The organism is Brucella pituitosa, from assembly GCF_003049685.1.
Lineage (GTDB): Bacteria > Pseudomonadota > Alphaproteobacteria > Rhizobiales > Rhizobiaceae > Brucella > Brucella pituitosa.
Map to the genome: position 1 here is coordinate 1,218,176 of NZ_PYSY02000001.1, position 19,227 is coordinate 1,237,402.

A 19,227-nucleotide genomic window follows, 5' to 3' on the forward strand; every position below is an offset into this window, starting at 1 on the left:
TATTATGCTTGTCGATAGTCACTGCCATCTCGACTTTGCGGATTTCGAGCCAGAGCGCGACGCTGTTGTACAACGCGCGCTTGATGCCGGCATCAATCGCATGGTCACGATTTCAACGCGTGTGCGCAAGTTCGATACGATCCTCGCACTCACCGAGAAATACGAAAGCGTCTATTGTTCGGTTGGCACCCATCCGAACAATGCGCATGAAGAACTCGATGTGACCGCCGACGATCTGGTGCGGCTGGCAGAGCATCCGAAAGTTATCGCCATAGGCGAGGCGGGGCTTGATTATCATTATGATTATGCGCCACAGGAAGCCCAGCGTCAGGGCTTTCTCGTGCATATCGAGGCTGCACGTCGCACGCAGTTGCCGCTTGTGATCCATGCACGCAGTGCGGATCAGGATATGGCCGATATTCTGGAAACTGAGACGGCGAAAGGTGCATTCCCTTTCATCCTGCATTGCTTCTCATCAGGCAAAGCATTGGCTGAAAAAGGCGTTGAGCTTGGTGGTTATGTGTCGTTCTCAGGCATTCTGACCTTCAAGAACTCGGCTGATATTCGCGAAGTAGCTCAGATTGTTCCGCGTGACCGTTTGCTGGTTGAGACTGATGCACCCTATCTCGCGCCCATGCCGCACCGTGGTCAGCGCAATGAGCCGTCCTTCGTGCAGCATACGGCAGCTGTGCTTGCAGAGACAATTGGTGTGAGTAAAGATGAAATCGCTGACATTACCAGCGAAAATGTCTTCCGACTTTTCTCCAAAATGCCAAAGCCGGTTGAGGGATAGTCATCGTGGGTTCTCCTCGCAATTGCCTGCGTTTTACGATTTTGGGATGCGGTTCATCCCCGGGAACGCCGCGCATCAATGGCGATTGGGGCAATTGCGATCCGAAAAACCCGAAGAACAAACGCGGTCGTGCTTCGCTGCTTGTCGAACGTTTCGACGCAGAGGGAAAGAGCACAGTTGTTGTGATCGACACAGGCCCGGATTTCCGCGCTCAAATGATCGATGCCGATGTGCGCTCGCTTGATGCTGCCGTTTACACGCATCCTCATGCCGATCATATTCACGGTATCGATGATCTGAGAACCTATGTCGTTGAAAACCGACGGCTAATGGATGTTTATGCCAACCGGCTGACACGCAACCGCCTGTTTGAAGCTTTCGGTTATTGTTTCGAGACACCAGCGGGATCGAGCTATCCGCCGATCCTGTCGATGCATGATATCATGGCTGAAACGGCATTCTCGATCACCGGTGCTGGCGGGCCCATCCACTTTGAGCCATTTAATCAGGTTCATGGTGATATTGAATCGCTTGGTTTCCTTATCGGCAATGTCGCTTACTGCACAGATGTCAGCGCTTTCCCCGATGAAAGCCTGAAATATATCCGCCGGGCAGATGTGCTGATTATCGATGCTCTGCAATATCGGCCGCATCCAAGTCACTTTTCACTGGAACAGGCGCTGGAGTGGATCGAGTTTTTCGGACCGAAGCGCGCGATACTAACCCACATGCACATACCGCTCGATTACGAAACAGTCATGCGTGAAACACCTGATCACGTAGAGCCCGGCTATGACGGGTTGCGCTTTGAAGTTTCCATCTGAAAAAAGCCCGCTGCGGTATTCGCAGCGGGCTTTTCTTTTTGAGCTGTAGTTGTTGATCAGGCAGCTGAACCCTTGACGGGGAACGGCATGACATTGCTGCTTTCGTCCTTAGCCTTCTCAGACTTGTCTTCAAGCTGCAATCCACCTGCGCGAAGCAGGTCGGAGAAGCGGCCACCACGAGCAGCCAGTTCATCGAAGCTGCCACGCTCGACCAGATGGCCCTTGTCCATGAACAGAACAATATCGGCAGAGCGTACAGTCGACAGACGGTGCGCAATGATGAAGGTCGTTCGGTTCTGGCTCAGATCATCGACAGCCTGCTTGACCTTTTCTTCGGTCTCTACGTCGAGCGCACTGGTCGCCTCATCGAGCACGAGGATCGGTGAATCCTTGAGGATAGCGCGTGCAATTGCCAGACGCTGACGTTCACCACCCGAAAGCTGCGAACCACGCTCACCGACGACCGTGTCGTAACCATTGCCCTTGGCGAGAATGAAGTCGTGTGCAGCGGCGGCTTTTGCGGCGGCATGGACCATTTCGTTGGTCGCGTTTTCATTGCCGACGCGGATATTCTCTTCGACCGAACGGTTAAACAAACCCGCATCCTGGAAGACGGTTGCGATCGCGTGGCGCAACGATCGACGGCTGATAGTCCGTGTATCGGTGCCATCGATCAGAATACGACCGGCAGCAGGGTCGAACACGCGTTGAAGAATGTTGATCAGCGTTGTCTTGCCAGCGCCTGTTGGGCCGACAATAGCCACAGTCTGGCCAGGCTTCACTTCGAATGACACGTCATAGACGCCCTGACCCGAATTCGGGAACTCAAAGGTTACGTTGTCAAAAACAATGTCGCCCTTGACGTTTTCAAGATCGGTTGCGCCCTGTGGTTCCTGACGGTCAGCAGTCGCATCTTCCATCTCGAAGAATTCTTCAAGCTTGGCGCGTGCTGTTACAGTCTGGTTGATGAACGCGCTGATCTGGTCAAGACGACCGATCATAAGCTGTGCGAAGCCGATAAAGGCAATCACGTCACCGACGCGCATCTGGCCCTTGGTCACGAAATACGCACCGAGCAGCAGCACGATAACCATCGAGAAGGTCGAAGCCATGCGATTAAGGCCGCTGGCAAGCGCCCACCAGTTAAGAACAGGGAACTGAACGTTTTCAAGGTTCTTGGCATAATCACGCAGCGCCTGCGTTTCAGAAGCAATGCGATTATAGCTCTGCACAACAGACACGTTGCTGATCGTATCGCTCACATGCTCGAACAGCTTGTGGTGATGCTTTTCAACAGCGGTCTGACCGTCTTTGGTCTTGCGCATGACGAGCTGGCCAATCATCACATAGATGATGCCGAGCACGATTAGCACCATGGACATACGCATATCCATGCTCATAGCGACCGGAATAAGCGCAACCAGTGCCACGACTGTGGTCAGGTGTTGTCGCATGAATTCAAGCCAGAGCGTGAAAAGGGAGTCGGTGGCACGGATCAGTGTGTGCAGCGCGTTCGAAGTACCGCGCTTCTGATGCCAGGAAAGCGGCATGGTAATGATGCGCTCATAAGAGTCGATCATTACACCAAGACGGCGACGATGGGCGAGGCGGTCAGCCCCACGCGCAACGAAGACTGCGGCAATGATATTAAACGCACCAAGTGCAGCCCACATGGCGAGCTGCGTAACGATATCTCCCTTGTCCGAGATAGCCTGGATAACCCGACCGAAAAGGATCGGTTCGGCCAGCATGACAAGGGCAACCAATACGCTTGCAATACACATAGTTATCGTTGCAGCCTTTTCAGCCGCAAGATATTCCATGGCACGCCAGTAGATTTTGAGCAATGACACCTTCGCACTCCCGCTCGTTCTATTTCACAGAACTAAATGGTGCAGTCCTGTTGTTCTATCAATATGAAATGAAGGCAAGAAGTGGCGAATGCGTGTTAAGATTGACCATAAATTAAAAATGCATGTAACCGAGCGTGAAGATTCATAGCCGCATTCCTATTCTTTGTGGATGGTTCACGCTTTAGCAAAACAGCGGCAGATTGTTGTTTTCCCCAATTTAGCCTAGCAATCCGCCCTTGGCGCGTCTATTGACTGATTTAAAGCGCATCTCGAAAGACGAAACGGGCTCTCGGATATAAGACGCACAAAAAAGACAGGCACGCAGGCTCGTGCCCAAAAAGTATTGATCGGGTTTTCCATGGCAGGCGTTGAACAGAAGAGTGTGGCTGCAGACGAGACGGGTATGCGTCTTGATCGCTGGTTCAAGGTCCATTTCCCCGGACTGGGGTTCGGACACCTGCAGAAATTGCTGCGTTCCGGTCAGGTCCGCGTCGACGGCGGTCGCGCCAAATCAGACACGCGTTTGCAGGCAGGTCAGTCGGTACGCATTCCGCCGCTTGGTGTTGATGAGAAGGCAGCTGGCCCGGTAACGGCTCGCACCATCCGCAGTCAGGATGATGGCGATGTTCTCAAACAGATGCTGATCTACGAAGACCCCAAGGTCTTTGTTTTCAATAAGCCTGCTGGTCTGGCAGTGCAGGGTGGTTCAGGTCTGGTTCGCCATGTTGACGGCATGCTCGAAGCATGGCGCAATAAAAGAGGTGAAAAGCCTCGCCTTGTGCATCGTATTGACCGTGATACATCGGGCGTTCTGGTTGTGGCACGCACGCGCGGCGCCGCACAGGCGCTGACCGCTGCGTTCCGCGAACGAGAAACCAAAAAGACCTACTGGGCTTTGGTGAAGGGCGTTCCGCGCAAGCGTGAAGACAAGATTTCGACATGGCTGGTCAAAGAGCAGACGCCGGATGGCGACAAGATGCGCGTTTGCCAGCATGGCGAACCGGATTCCGATCACGCAGTTTCCTATTATCGGATCATCGAAAAGATTGGTAACAATCTGACCTGGCTGGAGATGGAGCCCTATACAGGCCGCACCCATCAGCTTCGTGTGCATGCGGCGCATATTGGCCATCCGATCATCGGCGATCCTAAATATTTTGAGGCAGATCAAAACTGGGAATTTCCGGGCGGTATTCAGAAAAAGCTGCATCTGCATGCGCGCCGCATTCGTATTCCTAATCCCTCAGGCGGTATCATTGACGTCACGGCCCCATTGCCACCGCACATGGTGCAGTCGTGGAATTTGCTAGGCTTCGATGAGGCAAACGCGGAAGAATAAAAATGTCGGGTGCTGGGGGAGGATCGGCGGGAGGAACAGTTCCGGGCCGGGTGTCATTCGACGGGCTGGCAATCGCCCTCGTCATGTTCATCATGTTCACGTGGGGGCTTAATCAGGTTGCCATCAAGATCGGCAATCGCGGTTTTAACCCCATGCTCATGGCAGCAGGCCGTGCGGCATTGGGTGGCTTCTGCGTTTTTATCTGGTGTTACTGGAAGCGTATTCCGCTTTTCGGGCGCGACGGCACGTTAAAGCCTGGCATTCTGGCTGGTCTTCTATTCGGTGTCGAATTCGTCCTGATCTTTCTCGCGATGGAGCTGACTAGCGTCGGTCGCGTCACACTGATGATGAACGTTATGCCGTTCTGGGTAGCGATCGGCAGTCATTTTCTTTTGGGGGAGCGCATGTCCGTGCGCGCCTTCATCGGCATGTGCGTGGCGTTTCTGGGAGTTTTCGTGGTCTTTTCAGACCATATCAGCCGTCCCGGTCCCAATGCGGTCTACGGCGATCTGCTCGCGCTGATTTCCGGTATGCTTTGGGGAATGACCACGCTCGTCATTAAGCGGTCGAAGCTTGCAAGTGCGGCGCCTGAGAAGACGTTGCTTTATCAGCTTGCCGTGGCAGCACTCGTGCCATTGCCATTCATACCATTGAGCGGTCCATTGATCCGTGATCCCGATATGCTCTCGGTTCTGTCATTTCTGTTTCAGTCGATGTTCGTGGTAGCTGTGACTTACCCACTGTGGTTCTGGATGGTACGTCGCTATCCCGCGTCCAAACTGTCTAATTTCGCATTCCTCACCCCCGCTTTCGGCGTGCTGTTGAGCGGCGTTCTGCTCAATGAACATCTGGGTTGGAAAATCTTTGTGGCGCTTGCTCTCATCGGGCTGGGCCTCATTATCATCAACCGACCAGCAAAAACGGGAGCCGCCCGATGAAACTCGTTCTCTTTGATTGTGACGGCACGCTTGTTGATAGCGGTGACACGATTCACCATTGTATGGCTGCAAGCTTTGCCGACGCAGGGCTGGAGCCACCAGAACTTGCTCAGACGCATTCGATCATTGGTCTTTCGCTTCCTTTGGCCATTGCGCAATTACTGGGTCGTGAAGTTGATGAGCAGGTTAACTGGCTTACACAGCGCTATAAGGAAAACTTCGTGCGCCTGCGTCAGACGCCGGATTTCTCTGAGCCGCTTTATGATGGTATTCTGCCGCTTCTTACCGAGCTTGGCAGTCGCGACGATCTTCTGCTGGGGATTGTCACCGGCAAGTCGCAGCGCGGCGTTCGGTCTATCTTTGAACGACACGGTATCGGACACCATTTCATGGTCGTTCGTACTGCTGATGATTGTCCGTCCAAACCGCATCCGGCCATGGTGCTTGAATCCTGTGTCGAAATGGGGATAAAACCGGATCGAACAATCGTGATCGGCGATGCGATTTACGATATGCAAATGGCTCGTTCAGCAGGTGCGCGTGCCGCAGGGGTTTCCTGGGGGTATCATGGACCGAGCTTACTTGTGGAAGCAGGCGCGCATCATGTCTTGAATCGGCCTGAAGAACTCCATGCGATCCTGCATGAAATGGATGCTTTGGCTTCCTGACACTAGAGCATTTCCAGCAAAAGTGCGAAGCGGTTTTGCGTCGGATAATGCGAAAAAAGAGATAGAGCATTTCCAATGTTTCAAGAAAAACAGGAAATGCTCTAAACAACTGGACAATATTATGCGCGATACTCTGAGCGATCCTCAATCTGAAATGCCAATTTCGCAAAAAGACCCGGTGGCGCGCTCGCAGGAACTCATGCGGACGCCATTGCCGAAACGCTTTTACGAAAAAGCAGAAGTGGCGGAAGTCGAAGGCGGTTTCACCGTGCATCTGGATGGTCGCCCGGTCAAAACGCCGGCACGTGCTGTTCTGCTTTTGCCAACTGCATCAGCTGCCGAAATCATTGCAGAAGAGTTCCGTGCGCAGGAAAAGGTCATTGATCCTTCCAAGATGCCGGCCACACGTCTGGTAAACACAGCCATCGATGGCATCGCGCAAGACCCACAGGCGGTTTTCGAAGACATCCTGCGTTTCGCTGGTACAGACATGATCTGCTATCGTGCGGCAAGTCCCAAGGAACTGGTTGCCCGGCAGACTGAACAATGGGACCCGCTGATTGATTGGGCCGAAGGTCTTGGCGCGCGCTTCGCACTGGCTGAAGGTGTGATGCATGTCGAACAATCCCGTGAAGCGATTGCTGCCTTTGGCATTCATCTTACAGAATTCAAAAATCCGATAGCGCTGGCATCACTCCACACCATGACGACGCTGACTGGTTCGGCACTTATCGCGCTGGCAATTGCCAAGGGCGAGATATCCGTCGAAGACGGTTGGTCGCGCGCGCATCTCGATGAAGACTGGACCATTGAGCATTGGGGGGAAGACGCCGAAGCGCAAGCCCGCCGAAAGACGCGTAAAGGCGAAATGATGGTTGCCGCACAGGTTCTGCAAGCGCTCTAAATATTTGTTTTGCGCACATCTTGTTCCGAAAACCGGTTCCCACTTTTCGGGATGTGCTCTGGTCTTTATTCAATTAATAAACATAATATATTGATAATAATAGAAAACCCGGCTTTCGCCGGATTTTCTTTCGCGTGCTTCAGCACGTCGTTCCCCTCGGTAACTGAGATAACCAGGGCGGGTCTCCAATCTATTGATTGTCGACCCGCAATATTGGTTAAACCGAGTAGTACATGTCGAACTCGATTGGGTGAGGCGTTGTTTCATAACGCATCACTTCAGCCATCTTGAGTTCGATGAAGCTATCGATCTGATCGTCTTCGAATACGCCACCAGCCTTGAGGAACTCGCGATCCTTGTCGAGCGACTGCAGAGCTTCACGAAGCGAACCGCAAACAGTTGGGATCTTCTTGAGTTCCTTGGCAGGCAGATCGTACAGATCCTTGTCCATAGCCTGACCTGGGTGGATCTTGTTCTTGATACCGTCAAGACCAGCCATCAGCAGGGCTGCGAAGCAGAGATATGGGTTCGCTGCTGGATCCGGGAAGCGGACTTCAAGACGCTTTGACTTCGGCGACGAGCCGAATGGAATACGGCAGGAAGCGGAACGGTTACGAGCCGAATAGGCCAGCAGAACCGGAGCTTCATAACCTGGGACCAGACGCTTATAGGAATTGGTCGACGGGTTGGTGAATGCGTTCACAGCCTTGGCGTGCTTGATGACGCCGCCGATGAAGAACAGGCAGTTTTCCGACAGGCCGGCATATTCGTTACCAGCGAAGGTTGGCTTGCCTTCTTTCCAGATCGAGAAGTGAACGTGCATACCCGAGCCATTGTCGCCAAAAACTGGCTTCGGCATGAAGGTTGCGGTCTTGCCGTAGGCATTGGCAACCTGATGCACAACATACTTGTAGATCTGCATCTTGTCGGCGTTGCGAACGAGCGTGTCGAACTTGACGCCAAGTTCGTGCTGAGCCGAAGCCACTTCGTGGTGATGCTTTTCAACGGTCACGCCCATTTCCGTCAGAACGGTGAGCATTTCCGAACGCATATCCTGTGCACTGTCGATTGGCGGAACTGGGAAGTAACCACCCTTGACGCGCGGACGGTGGCCGAGGTTGCCGGTTTCGTAATCGGTGTCGTCGTTCGATGGCAGTTCAGTCGAGTCGAGCTTGAAGCCAGTGTTGAACGGATCAACCTTGTACTTCACGTCATCAAAGACGAAGAATTCGGCTTCCGGGCCGACGTAAACAGTGTCGCCGATGCCGAGCGACTTCATGTAGGCTTCAGCCTTCTTCGCAGTCGTGCGTGGGTCGCGGCCATAAGCTTCACCCGAAATCGGATCAAGAATGTCGCAGAGAATAACCAGCGTGGACTGAGCGAAGAATGGGTCAATATGAGCCGTTTCCGGATCTGGCATGAGGACCATGTCGGATTCATTGATGGCCTTCCAGCCAGCAATCGAAGAGCCGTCGAACATAACGCCGTCAACGAACATTTCTTCGTCCACGAGGCCGATATCCATCGTGACGTGCTGCAGCTTACCCTTTGGGTCAGTGAAGCGGAGGTCAACAAACTTGATGTCGTTGTCTTTGATCTGTTTCAGAATGTCATTGGCAGTCGTCATTTTAGTATCCTGTTTGCACGACGATGGTCGGTAGACTGGGGTCGGGTAGGCTGGTTTTATCAGATAGCATCCACGCCGGATTCACCGGTACGAATACGGATAACTTCTTCGATATTGGAGACGAAAATCTTACCGTCGCCAATACGACCCGTCTGGGCTGCCTTGCGAATAGCTTCAATGGCGCCATCGACGGTTTCGTCGGCGACGATGACTTCGACTTTCACCTTGGGAAGAAAATCGACAACATATTCCGCACCGCGGTAAAGCTCAGTGTGGCCTTTCTGTCGGCCGAAGCCCTTGGCTTCAATTACAGTAATTCCCTGCAAACCAACTTCCTGAAGGGCTTCCTTCACTTCATCGAGCTTGAAAGGCTTAATGATGGCTTCGATCTTTTTCATCAGAGAATGGTCTCCGCTCTTGTTCGGAAATGGGCATCGTGCCCGTTTCGCTGATATAGAAGCACGAACTGTGCCAACTCGGTAAGTGCTGACCAGATTTTTTAAGTTCGTTGCTCTTTCAAGCAAAATTTCCCGCAATTACCGTATGGCTCCTGTTGAAAAGAGCGCTATTGTCGAGGTTAGCGTAATTTCAATAATCTCAGAAGTGCAACTTTCTTTGCCCTAGAGTGGCATTATTATTGTTATCTCGACAAGACGGTCTGTGTGAAAGATTTTTAATAGGGTTTCGATCTCGTTAGCTGTGATTAAAAATTAGACAAAATGCAAAGAAGTTAGTCAATCTCGTGTCGGGACGACTGCCGCGTAATTAATCATCCGCATTATCAGAGGGAAAGAGTGTGCCATGTTCGAACTGCTGACACCGGAAGAAATGGCACGAGCTGATAGCCTGACAATTGATGCCGGACAACGCGACGGCTTTTCTCTTATGCTTGCTGCAGGTCACGCTGTGGCGGATGTCGCTCAGCGCATGTTTGTCGGCGAAGGGCCGGTGGCAATTCTATGCGGGCCGGGAAACAATGGCGGTGATGGCTATGTTGCCGCGCAATTCCTCCACGAAGCTGGACGTGATGTCGTCTGTTTCGGAACAGCGCAACCGCGTCAGGGAAGCGACGCCATGCGGGCGCTTCTCTTTTATAAAGGCGAAGTGCGGCGCATAAGCGCTTTGATACCTTCAGACTTTATCGGTGTTATTGATGCAATCTATGGTGCCGGGTTGGCGCGTCCCGTGGGAGGGGCAGAGGCTCGTGTGATAGAAGCGGTTAATGCGTCGGATATTCCTGTGCTCGCGGTAGATTTGCCGAGCGGGGTTTCTGGTGAAAGTGGACAGATTCTTGGAACGGGAATGCATGCACGGGCGACCGTAACGTTTTTCCGGAAGAAACCCGGACACCTGTTGCAGCCTGGCCGAACTCATTGCGGCGTGCTGCATGTCGCAGACATCGGTATTTCTGACAATGTGCTCAATAAGATAAAACCCAGTACTTTTGAAAATGCGCCCGAGCTTTGGCGAGATAGCTTACCTTCGCTTTCAACCAACGCACATAAATATAGCCGTGGCCATGCCGCTGTATTCTCTGGACCTGCACATTCGACTGGCGCTGCCCGCCTGTCAGCAATGGCAGCGGCGCGAAGTGGTGCAGGGGCGGTAACGCTGCTTTCTCCACCGGATGCGCTGTCAATCAATGCGGCGCATTTGACGAGCATTATGGTGCGAGAAACACGCAGCATCAAAGATATAGAAGCATTTTTGATCGACCGAAAAGTCGCTGCTTGTGTGCTGGGGCCGGGCTATGGCAGCCCATCATTTGCGCGCGATCATGCCTTGATGCTGTTGACAGCCGCTGATGGGCGCGCAGAAAGCCTAAAAGGACTGGTGCTGGATGCCGATGGCATCACGGCATTTGAAAGCAAGCCTGAGCAACTCTTTAACGCGAAGCGTAACTCGCACAATGCTCTCGTTCTCACACCACATGAAGGCGAATTTCGCCGTCTTTTCCCTGACATTTCGGCTGAGAACAATCTGTCCAAGACCGATAAGGCACGTAAAGCAGCGAAACGCGCGAATGCAGTGGTGATCTACAAAGGTCCAGATACGGTGATTGCAGCACCTGATGGGCAAGCCGTTATCAACGCAAATGGAACGCCTTTTCTGGCAACTGCCGGATCGGGCGACGTACTATCGGGTATTGTTTGCGGATTGCTTTCACAGGGAATGTCCGCCTTTGAAGCGGCAAGCGCTGCCGTGTGGGTTCATGCTGATGCCGCTCGACGTTTTGGCCATGGACTTATCGCGGAAGACTTGCCAAACCAGTTGCCTGCGGTGTGGTCTGGGTTAACGCCCTGAACTGCGGCTGCCTCCAGTGCCGACATCGACCGTGATGCTGCCGGAGATCGAAACGTCGGTATTGCCCACACGGAAGTTTTTCCATGTTCCAGCAGGCTGAGAGTTAGGCTCCGGCGCAGGTGGAGGAGCCGAAACGATCGGCTTCTGTGGTTCTACGCCGGGAAGACCAGTAGGTGACGGATCATTTGCAAAAGCGCTTGCTGACAATGCCATTGAGAAAACGGCAGTAAACATAAGAAATCGCTTCATAATCATATCGCCTTATCTCAGACTTTGTCTGCGACTGCTTCCAAAAGCTGTTCCGCCATTTCCAGCGTAAATTCATCATAGTGAGAGATGACACGGCTTGGCTCATAGTGCTGCACTGGCAAATCAGTATAACCGAAATCGACCGCAACGACAGGAATACCTGCGGCCTTGGCCGTGTCGATATCGGTGCGGCTGTCTCCAACCATCACTGCGCGGTCACGATTTCCACCGGCTTTGGCAATTGTTTCCGTCAGATGACGCGGATCGGGCTTACGGAAAGCAAATGTGTCCGCGCCGCAGATAGCGGCAAAGCGATGCGCTTCGCCCATTGAAGTGAGCAGCTTGACGGAAAGGGCTTCAAACTTGTTTGTGCATACGGCGAGCGTATATCCGTTCGCGGAGAAGCGGTCCATTGCTTCCAGAACGCCGGGATAGAACGTCGAATGCCCCGGCATGTGGGCTGCATAATGCTCGCGAAATTCTTCAACTAGATGATCGAGTTTCACATCGTCAATCTGCTTCTGTTGTGCAGCAAAGGCACGTTCGATCATGACGCGACCACCTTGTCCGACAAAACGGCGCAGGGAATCCTTGTCAGCAGTTTGCAGACCTGAAATTGCGAGACAATGATTTAAGCTATCCAGAAGGTCCGGTGCCGTTTCGACCAGTGTACCGTCGAGGTCGAAAACGATGATAGGCTTGGAATTTGCAGCGGACATATGACTTCCTTCAGGAATGAGACTTGCGAGCGCATTTCTAATCGCTATTTCAAATAGGCTAAACTTCGTGCCGAAACGAGGGCCTATCGCAAAAATCGCGATATTTTGTATTGAGAGCTTTGTTGCGCTGCACGCACATGCTAGAGGCGTTCTCGGAGCCGGATGAGAATCCGCTAGTGGTCTGATTCCGATATTTGTATCCCTTTGTAACAAGCGTCGAGCAAATATCGGAATCAAAAGGACCACTAGGAACCGTATTAAACTAGTGGATTTTTCGAATTTGACGTTTGAAACAGCATCTCACTCGGTCGGGATTCAAACGTCAAATTCAATCCACTAGGAAATCAGGAATTCAGGCATGGATGAAGCACGCAAGCTGAAGATCGCCGCTGCAGCAGAGGCATTGACGCACGTCAAGGACGGAATGCGTCTGGGAATTGGGACCGGTTCTACCGCCGAAGAATTCGTACGGTTGCTCGCTGAAAAAGTAAGTGGCGGTTTCAACATCATCGGCGTGCCGACTTCCGAACGTACCGCTGCTCTTTGCGCTGAACTCGGCGTTCCTCTGACAACCCTCGAAGAAACTCCACATCTCGATCTCACCGTTGACGGTGCGGACGAGTTGGATGTGAACCTGACCCTCATCAAGGGGGGCGGTGGTGCCTTGTTGCGCGAAAAGATCGTTGCAGCTGCTTCCGACTCAGTGATTGTTATCGCGGACGGATCGAAAGTGGTTGAAACACTTGGCCGTTTTCCTTTGCCAATTGAAGTCAATCGCTTTGGCCTTGGCGCAACTTTACGCGCTATTGAAATGGCTGCATCGCAATGCGGCCTTGCAGGTCCACTGGTCCTGCGGTTAAAAGATGGCTCGCCGTTTGTAACGGATGGTGGACATTATATCGTGGATGCATCTTTTGGCCGCATTCCCGATCCAAAGATTCTATCTGACGCTCTCTTCGCCATACCGGGTGTTGTTGAGCATGGACTTTTCATCGGACTGGCAAATGCCGCGGTTATCGCAGGCGCTGACGGCATCCGAACCATGAACCGGCTTTGAAACGCCGACAAGAATTGTTTGAACGGAGTACTGACCATATGATCCCGGCAACTGGCTTCCGCCGTCTGATTGCACCGTTTTCCGCACTCGTCCTGATGTCAGGCGTTCATGCGGCCTCTGCTCAGGAGATTTCAGCATCTCATCTGGAAGCTGCACGTGCAGCAATCTCCTCGATCAATGCCACTGAGCAGTTCGACGAGATCTTGCCGAGTGCTGCGCGCGCCCTCAAGGGTGAGCTCATCCAGAAAGATCCAAACCTTGAAGCACTCATCACCAAGACGGTTGATGACAAGGCTCTGGCTCTTGCAGCCCGCCGTGCAGACCTCGAAACCGAATCTGCCCGCGCTTACGCAAATGCTTTCAGCGAAGACGAACTCAAGGCAATCGCTGCTTTTTACACGTCGGACGCTGGCAAGAAGCTTCTTGCAGAAGGCCCAATCGTGACGCGTGAAGTCGTTAAGGCCGCTAATATCTGGCAGAATGGCATTGCACGCGATCTCGCAACATCTGTTGCAGAAGTTCTCGCAGCCCAGGCTGGCGCAACCGCTGCCCCAGCTCCTGAACAGCCAGCTCAGCAGTAATTTGCTATTGTAACGCAGATTTTAAAAGCCCGGCTACTTGGCCGGGCTTTTTCCTTTGCTTACATAGGTTTCAACATGAGAGCGCATCCGGAAAAATGTTAAGCGGTTTTCGGGAAGGATGCGCGTTTAAACAAAGGATTAGAGCGCCAATCTGATGCAATCTGATTGAAACGCGCTCCAGATTTTGAACGGAGAACACCATGGTCGGCTACGATTATGACCTTTTTGTTATCGGCGGTGGCTCCGGTGGCGTGCGAGCTGGGCGTCTTGCTGGCGCCATGGGCAAAAAGGTCGGATTGGCCGAAGAATATCGTATGGGCGGCACCTGCGTCATTCGCGGCTGCGTTCCCAAGAAGCTTTTTGTCTATGCTTCACAGTTTCCCGAGCATTTTGAAGATGCTGCCGGTTATGGCTGGGAAGTTGGCAAAAGCAGCTTTGACTGGAAGAAGCTGATCGAAGCCAAGGACAAAGAGATCACCCGCCTTGAAGGCCTGTATCGCAAAGGTCTCGAAAATTCGAAAGTTGAGATATTCGCAAGCCGCGCTGAACTGATCGATGAGCACACAATTGAACTCAAGGCGGACGGACGCCGCGTAACTGCTGATCAGATTTTGATCGCGACAGGCGGACATCCAAGCGCACATGAAGCCTTGCCAGGCAACGAATATTGCATCAGCTCCAACGAAGCCTTTCATCTCGAAGAACTGCCGAAAGCAATCGTGATTGCAGGTGGTGGCTATATCGCTGTCGAATTTGCCAATATTTTCCATGGCCTCGGAGTTGAAACCACGATTGTATATCGAGGTAAAGAAATCCTCTCCCGCTTTGATCCAGATATTCGACGCCTGCTTCATGAAACGATGGAAGCAAAGGGTATCAGAATTATTTGCGGTGCGGTTTTCGAGAAAGTCGAAAAGCAGGCTGATGGCGAGCTGAAAGTTTCGCTGACCAATGGCGAAACGCTGCATGCCGGCCAGGCTATGCTGGCCATTGGTCGCAAGCCGAATACGCAAGGCCTTGGGTTGGAGAAGGCCGGGGTCAAAACCGATGTGCTCGGCGCAATTGAAGTTGATGATTATTCACGCACCAGCGTCTCCAACATCTGGGCTGTTGGTGATGTCATCAACCGTGTTCAATTGACGCCTGTAGCCATCCATGAGGCTATGTGTTTCCTTGAAACCGCCTTCAAGAACAATCCGACAAAACCCGATCACGAACTGATTGCGACAGCGGTCTTCTCGCAGCCTGAAATCGGCACAGTCGGTTTGCCGGAAGATGAAGCTGCGAAGAAATATCCTGAGTTGGAAGTCTATCGCGCCTTGTTCCGCCCAATGAAGAACACGCTTTCGGGCCGAAACGAGAAAATGCTGATGAAACTCATTGTTGACGCCAAGAGCCGCAGGGTTATTGGCGCGCATATAATGGGTCCGGATGCAGGTGAAATGGCACAGTTGCTCGGCATTTCGCTGAAGGCGGGTGCAACCAAGGGTGACTTTGATCGCACCATGGCGGTCCATCCAACAGCGGCAGAAGAGCTGGTGACAATGTACAAGCCGACCTACCGCGTCGTGAACGGAGAAAAGATCGAAAGCTAATCTTTCGGGGCTTTTATCCTGTTAACGATTCTCACTGGTATAAAGCGAGCGTCTGCATTATATCAACGCGGTCACGTATGCCGGTATCCGTGTTCAGGCATTGATTTGTCTGATGAAGTGGATTCCGGCTTTCGTGTTAAGGAGGAAGCAATCCGAGAGAAATCGCGCGGATAATTAAACAGGTGTGAAATGACGAAGAACTGGACCCCGAATTCCTGGAGAGACAAACCGATCAAGCAAGTGCCGTTTTATCCAGACGCACAGGCTCTGACCGATGTTGAAGCTCGCCTTCGTACCTATCCACCGCTCGTATTTGCAGGTGAAGCCCGCAAGCTGAAGAACCAGCTCGCGGATGTTGCCGAAGGCAAGGCATTTCTGCTTCAGGGCGGCGATTGTGCGGAGAGTTTCGCAGAACATGGCGCGGATAATATCCGCGACTTTTTCCGCGTCTTTTTGCAGATGGCCGTTGTTCTGACGTTTGGTGCCTCCAAGCCTGTTGTTAAGGTTGGCCGTATTGCTGGTCAGTTCGCCAAGCCGCGTTCTTCCGACATGGAAACGCTCAATGGTGTAGAGCTGCCATCATACCGTGGCGACATCATCAACGGCATCGATTTCGATGAAGCTTCGCGTATCCCTGATCCGCAGCGTCAGGACATGGCTTACCGCCAGTCTGCTGCGACGCTGAACCTGCTGCGTGCATTCGCGCAGGGTGGCTACGCTAACCTGGAGAATGTGCATCAGTGGATGCTCGGCTTTGTTGGCAAGAGCCCGCAGGCAGAGCGTTATGCAGCTCTCGCTCAGCGCATCTCCGAGACGATGAATTTCATGCGTGCTATCGGCATCACGTCCGATAGCAATCATTCGCTCCGTGAAACCGATTTCTACACCAGCCATGAAGCATTGCTGCTTGGCTATGAAGAAGCGCTCACACGCGTCGATTCGACGTCGGGCGACTGGTACGGCACTTCAGGTCACATGATCTGGATTGGCGATCGCACACGCCAGGCTGATCACGCGCATATCGAATATTGCCGTGGCATCAAGAATCCGCTCGGTCTGAAATGTGGTCCATCTTTGCAGCCGGATGATCTCATCCGTCTGATCGACCTTCTCAACCCTGAAAACGAAGCAGGGCGCCTGACGCTTATTGCCCGTTTCGGCTACGACAAGGTTGGCGATCATCTGCCTCAGCTCATCCGCGCTGTTGAACGTGAAGGCCGCAAGGTTGTTTGGTCTTGCGATCCGATGCACGGCAACACGATTACCGCAGGCGGTTACAAGACGCGTCCGTTCGACCGTATCCTCAAGGAAGTAGAATCCTTCTTCGCAATCCATCGCGCCGAAGGCTCACATCCGGGCGGTATCCATGTCGAAATGACTGGCAAGAACGTCACCGAATGCACAGGTGGCGCTCGCGCAATTTCGGCGGAAGACCTGCACGACCGTTACCACACGCATTGCGACCCACGCCTGAATGCAGATCAGGCGCTTGAGCTGGCCTTCCTTCTGGCAGAGCTTCTCAAGAAGGAACGTGATTTGGGTTCGGAAAAGCAGGCCGTTAACGCCTGATTGGGTAAAGCCACTTCAATTGAACAGGGCGGAGAATTCATTCTCCGCCCTGTTGCATTTAAGCTGAACTCGCTTATTGATTTTCACGAAAACTCTTAGGGGGCATCGATGAAGCGAATTTTGCTGGCGTTTCTCAACTCCATGCGTGCTCTCAGGCATCTGGCCAAACACGAAAAGGCAGTTCAGCAGGAGCTGGTGCTGTTTCTGTTGTCACTTCCTGTTGCTTTTTTCATTGCGCCGAGCTGGCTTACATTCCTGATGATGACAGGGGCGATCCTGTTTCTCATTCTGGTTGAAGTGCTCAACACCGGCATTGAAGCGACCTGCGACGCGGTTTCTCGCGATTTTCATAAAGAAATTCAGATCGCCAAGGATTGCGGTTCGCTTGCTGTGCTGATCTCTATCATTTTTGTCGCTGCAATATGGATTTATATCCTCTTCACGACCTATATGATCTGACAAAGAACGACTGTTCTTCAACACCATCCGTTGCAATTAATTGCACAAGCGCGTTAAAGCTTGGGCATGATCAGCGCTAGCGAGAATCTCGATATGCTTCGTATTGCCGTTGCACAGCTCAACCCTGTTATGGGCGACATTGCCGGAAATCTTGCCAAGGCACGTGCAGCACGCGCAGAAGCTGCCGAATTAAATGCCGACCTTCTAATGTTTACCGAACTGTTCATTGCAGGCTATCCGCCTGAGGATCTGGTTCTGAAGACAGCCTTTGTCGCAGCCTGTGAAAAGGCAGTGAAAGAACTTGCCAGAGACACAGTCGATGGCGGCCCCGGCGTTATTATCGGTACGCCATTGCAGCGCGATAGCGGTTTGCACAATTCAATCGCCGTTCTCGACGGTGGCGAAATCATTGCCGAACGGTTCAAGGTCGACTTGCCGAACTACGGCGAGTTTGATGAAAAGCGCGTTTTCCAGCCCGGTCCAATGCCCGGACCTGTGAACTTCCGCGGTGTACGCATCGGTATTCCGATCTGCGAGGATATCTGGGGTGATCTGGGTGTGGCGGAAACGCTGGCCGAAAGTGGCGCAGAATTCCTGCTGGTGCCTAATGGCTCGCCTTATCATCGCGCCAAGATCGAGCGCCGTTATCAGGTTGTGCTGAAGCAGGTTATCGAAACTGAATTGCCTGTCCTCTATGCCAACCAGATGGGTGGACAGGACGAGCTGGTCTTCGATGGTGGTTCGTTTGCGTTCAATGCAGACAAGAGCCTTTGCCTGCAGATGCCGCAATTTGCAGAGCAAATCGCACTGACCGTCTGGAAGCGGGATGGCGACGGATGGCGATGTGAAGATACTGAAAAAGCAAAACTGCCCGAAGGTCTCGAAGCTGATTACGCAGCCTGTATGTTGGGCCTGCGCGATTATGTGAACAAAAATGGCTTTAAAGACGTCGTTCTAGGCCTGTCGGGCGGTATTGACTCGGCAATTTGCGCTGCGCTGGGCGTCGATGCATTGGGCAAGGATCGCGTGCGCTGCGTGATGCTGCCATATCGCTATACGTCGGATGAGTCGCTGAAAGATGCGGCTGATTGCGCCAAGGCGCTCGGCGTGCGTTACGACATTGTGCCGATTGCGGAACCTGTCGAAGGCTTTTTGTCTGCACTCAAGCCTTTGTTTGAAGGTACGGAAAGCGGCGTAACCGAAGAAAACCTGCAAAGCCGCGCGCGCGGCACTATTCTTATGGCTATCTCCAACAAGTTTGGCTCAATGGTTGTGACCACGGGCAACAAGTCGGAAATGTCTGTCGGCTATGCAACGCTTTATGGCGACATGAATGGCGGCTTCAACCCCATCAAGGACGTCTATAAGATGCAGGTCTATGCGCTGTCTGAGTGGCGGAACAGCCATGTTCCGGTTGGAAGCTTTGGTCCTGCTGGCGAAGTGATCCCGCAGAACATCATTTCGAAGGCACCATCCGCAGAATTGCGCGAAAATCAGACCGATCAGGACAGTCTGCCGCCTTATCCGGTGCTGGACGACATTCTCGAATGCCTCGTTGAAAATGAAATGAGTAACGCAGAGATTGTCGCACGCGGTCATGCGCTTGAAACGGTGCAACGCATCGAACATCTGCTCAATCTGGCCGAATACAAGCGTCGGCAATCTGCGCCAGGTGTAAAAATTACCAAGAAGAATTTCGGACGTGATCGTCGTTATCCAATAACGAACCGCTTCCGCGACCGCTGAAA

18 protein-coding genes are annotated in these 19,227 nt (G+C 52.7%); 13 read left to right on the forward strand and 5 right to left on the reverse strand.

The window, feature by feature from the left end; translation table 11 throughout:
* Positions 1-4: 4 nt before the first annotated feature.
* Together C9380_RS06030 and C9380_RS06035 are read left to right on the forward strand one after the other, a co-directional pair.
* Complete coding sequence (locus tag C9380_RS06030) at positions 5-793, forward strand: TatD family hydrolase (RefSeq protein ID WP_128093205.1); 789 nt, start codon at positions 5-7, stop codon at positions 791-793.
* Positions 794-798: 5 nt separating this feature from the next.
* Complete coding sequence (locus C9380_RS06035) at positions 799-1,617, forward strand: MBL fold metallo-hydrolase (protein ID WP_128093206.1); 819 nt, start codon at positions 799-801, stop codon at positions 1,615-1,617.
* A gap of 56 nt (positions 1,618-1,673) precedes the next feature.
* Here C9380_RS06035 and C9380_RS06040 read toward each other — a convergent pair whose 3' ends face one another.
* The gene (locus C9380_RS06040) at positions 1,674-3,470 is read right to left on the reverse strand and encodes a glucan ABC transporter ATP-binding protein/ permease (protein ID WP_100559032.1); all 1,797 of its coding nucleotides are present in this window, start codon (positions 3,468-3,470) and stop codon (positions 1,674-1,676) included.
* Positions 3,471-3,828: 358 nt separating this feature from the next.
* Between C9380_RS06040 and C9380_RS06045 the strand changes: the two genes are divergently transcribed.
* The 4 genes from C9380_RS06045 (at position 3,829) to C9380_RS06060 (ending at position 7,319) form a co-directional block, all read left to right on the forward strand.
* Positions 3,829-4,809: an RluA family pseudouridine synthase gene (locus C9380_RS06045; RefSeq protein ID WP_024898734.1), complete on the forward strand. Its 981-nt coding sequence runs from the start codon at positions 3,829-3,831 to the stop codon at positions 4,807-4,809.
* Between the two features lie 2 nt (positions 4,810-4,811).
* Positions 4,812-5,747: a DMT family transporter gene (locus C9380_RS06050; RefSeq protein WP_128093207.1), complete on the forward strand. Its 936-nt coding sequence runs from the start codon at positions 4,812-4,814 to the stop codon at positions 5,745-5,747.
* Positions 5,744-6,415: an HAD-IA family hydrolase gene (locus tag C9380_RS06055; RefSeq protein WP_100559028.1), complete on the forward strand. Its 672-nt coding sequence runs from the start codon at positions 5,744-5,746 to the stop codon at positions 6,413-6,415. The genes C9380_RS06050 and C9380_RS06055 overlap by 4 nt, the downstream gene beginning before the upstream one ends.
* Positions 6,416-6,536: 121 nt before the next feature.
* Positions 6,537-7,319: an ATP12 family chaperone protein gene (locus tag C9380_RS06060; RefSeq protein WP_105705959.1), complete on the forward strand. Its 783-nt coding sequence runs from the start codon at positions 6,537-6,539 to the stop codon at positions 7,317-7,319.
* Positions 7,320-7,536: 217 nt separating this feature from the next.
* Here the strand turns inward: C9380_RS06060 and glnA are convergent, their stop codons facing one another.
* Both glnA and C9380_RS06070 read right to left on the reverse strand, forming a co-directional pair.
* Positions 7,537-8,946, reverse strand: a complete 1,410-nt coding sequence (glnA, locus tag C9380_RS06065) for a type I glutamate--ammonia ligase (RefSeq protein ID WP_024898730.1) — start codon at positions 8,944-8,946, stop codon at positions 7,537-7,539.
* Between the two features lie 59 nt (positions 8,947-9,005).
* On the reverse strand, positions 9,006-9,344 hold the full coding sequence (locus tag C9380_RS06070; RefSeq protein WP_007874909.1) for a P-II family nitrogen regulator: 339 nt from the start codon (positions 9,342-9,344) through the stop codon (positions 9,006-9,008).
* A gap of 403 nt (positions 9,345-9,747) precedes the next feature.
* Here C9380_RS06070 and C9380_RS06075 point away from each other — a divergent pair, with 403 nt between their 5' ends.
* The gene (locus tag C9380_RS06075) at positions 9,748-11,250 is read left to right on the forward strand and encodes an NAD(P)H-hydrate dehydratase (RefSeq protein WP_100559024.1); all 1,503 of its coding nucleotides are present in this window, start codon (positions 9,748-9,750) and stop codon (positions 11,248-11,250) included.
* On the opposite strand, the gene C9380_RS06080 is transcribed toward C9380_RS06075, so the two are convergent.
* Entirely contained in the window at positions 11,239-11,505 is a 267-nt protein-coding gene (locus tag C9380_RS06080) for a hypothetical protein (RefSeq protein ID WP_105705957.1), read from the reverse strand. The two genes, C9380_RS06075 and C9380_RS06080, sit on opposite strands and share 12 nt — an antisense overlap.
* A gap of 11 nt (positions 11,506-11,516) precedes the next feature.
* On the reverse strand, positions 11,517-12,218 hold the full coding sequence (locus C9380_RS06085; RefSeq protein ID WP_105705955.1) for an HAD family hydrolase: 702 nt from the start codon (positions 12,216-12,218) through the stop codon (positions 11,517-11,519).
* 358 nt (positions 12,219-12,576) lie between these two features.
* Between C9380_RS06085 and rpiA the strand changes: the two genes are divergently transcribed.
* The 6 genes from rpiA to C9380_RS06115 all read left to right on the forward strand — a co-directional run bounded on the left by rpiA (position 12,577) and on the right by C9380_RS06115 (position 19,225).
* Entirely contained in the window at positions 12,577-13,275 is a 699-nt protein-coding gene (gene rpiA, locus C9380_RS06090; RefSeq protein ID WP_105705953.1) for a ribose-5-phosphate isomerase RpiA, read from the forward strand.
* 38 nt (positions 13,276-13,313) lie between these two features.
* The gene (locus C9380_RS06095) at positions 13,314-13,856 is read left to right on the forward strand and encodes a DUF2059 domain-containing protein (protein ID WP_024898725.1); all 543 of its coding nucleotides are present in this window, start codon (positions 13,314-13,316) and stop codon (positions 13,854-13,856) included.
* A 200-nt stretch (positions 13,857-14,056) separates the two neighbouring features.
* Positions 14,057-15,451 (forward strand): glutathione-disulfide reductase, encoded by a 1,395-nt coding sequence (gene gor / locus C9380_RS06100; RefSeq protein ID WP_128093208.1) that lies wholly within the window; start codon positions 14,057-14,059, stop codon positions 15,449-15,451.
* A 189-nt stretch (positions 15,452-15,640) separates the two neighbouring features.
* The gene (locus C9380_RS06105; protein WP_024898723.1) at positions 15,641-17,020 is read left to right on the forward strand and encodes a class II 3-deoxy-7-phosphoheptulonate synthase; all 1,380 of its coding nucleotides are present in this window, start codon (positions 15,641-15,643) and stop codon (positions 17,018-17,020) included.
* Between the two features lie 108 nt (positions 17,021-17,128).
* Positions 17,129-17,479 (forward strand): diacylglycerol kinase, encoded by a 351-nt coding sequence (locus C9380_RS06110; RefSeq protein WP_024898722.1) that lies wholly within the window; start codon positions 17,129-17,131, stop codon positions 17,477-17,479.
* 66 nt (positions 17,480-17,545) lie between these two features.
* Positions 17,546-19,225, forward strand: a complete 1,680-nt coding sequence (locus C9380_RS06115) for an NAD+ synthase (protein WP_128093209.1) — start codon at positions 17,546-17,548, stop codon at positions 19,223-19,225.
* Positions 19,226-19,227 lie beyond the last annotated feature (2 nt).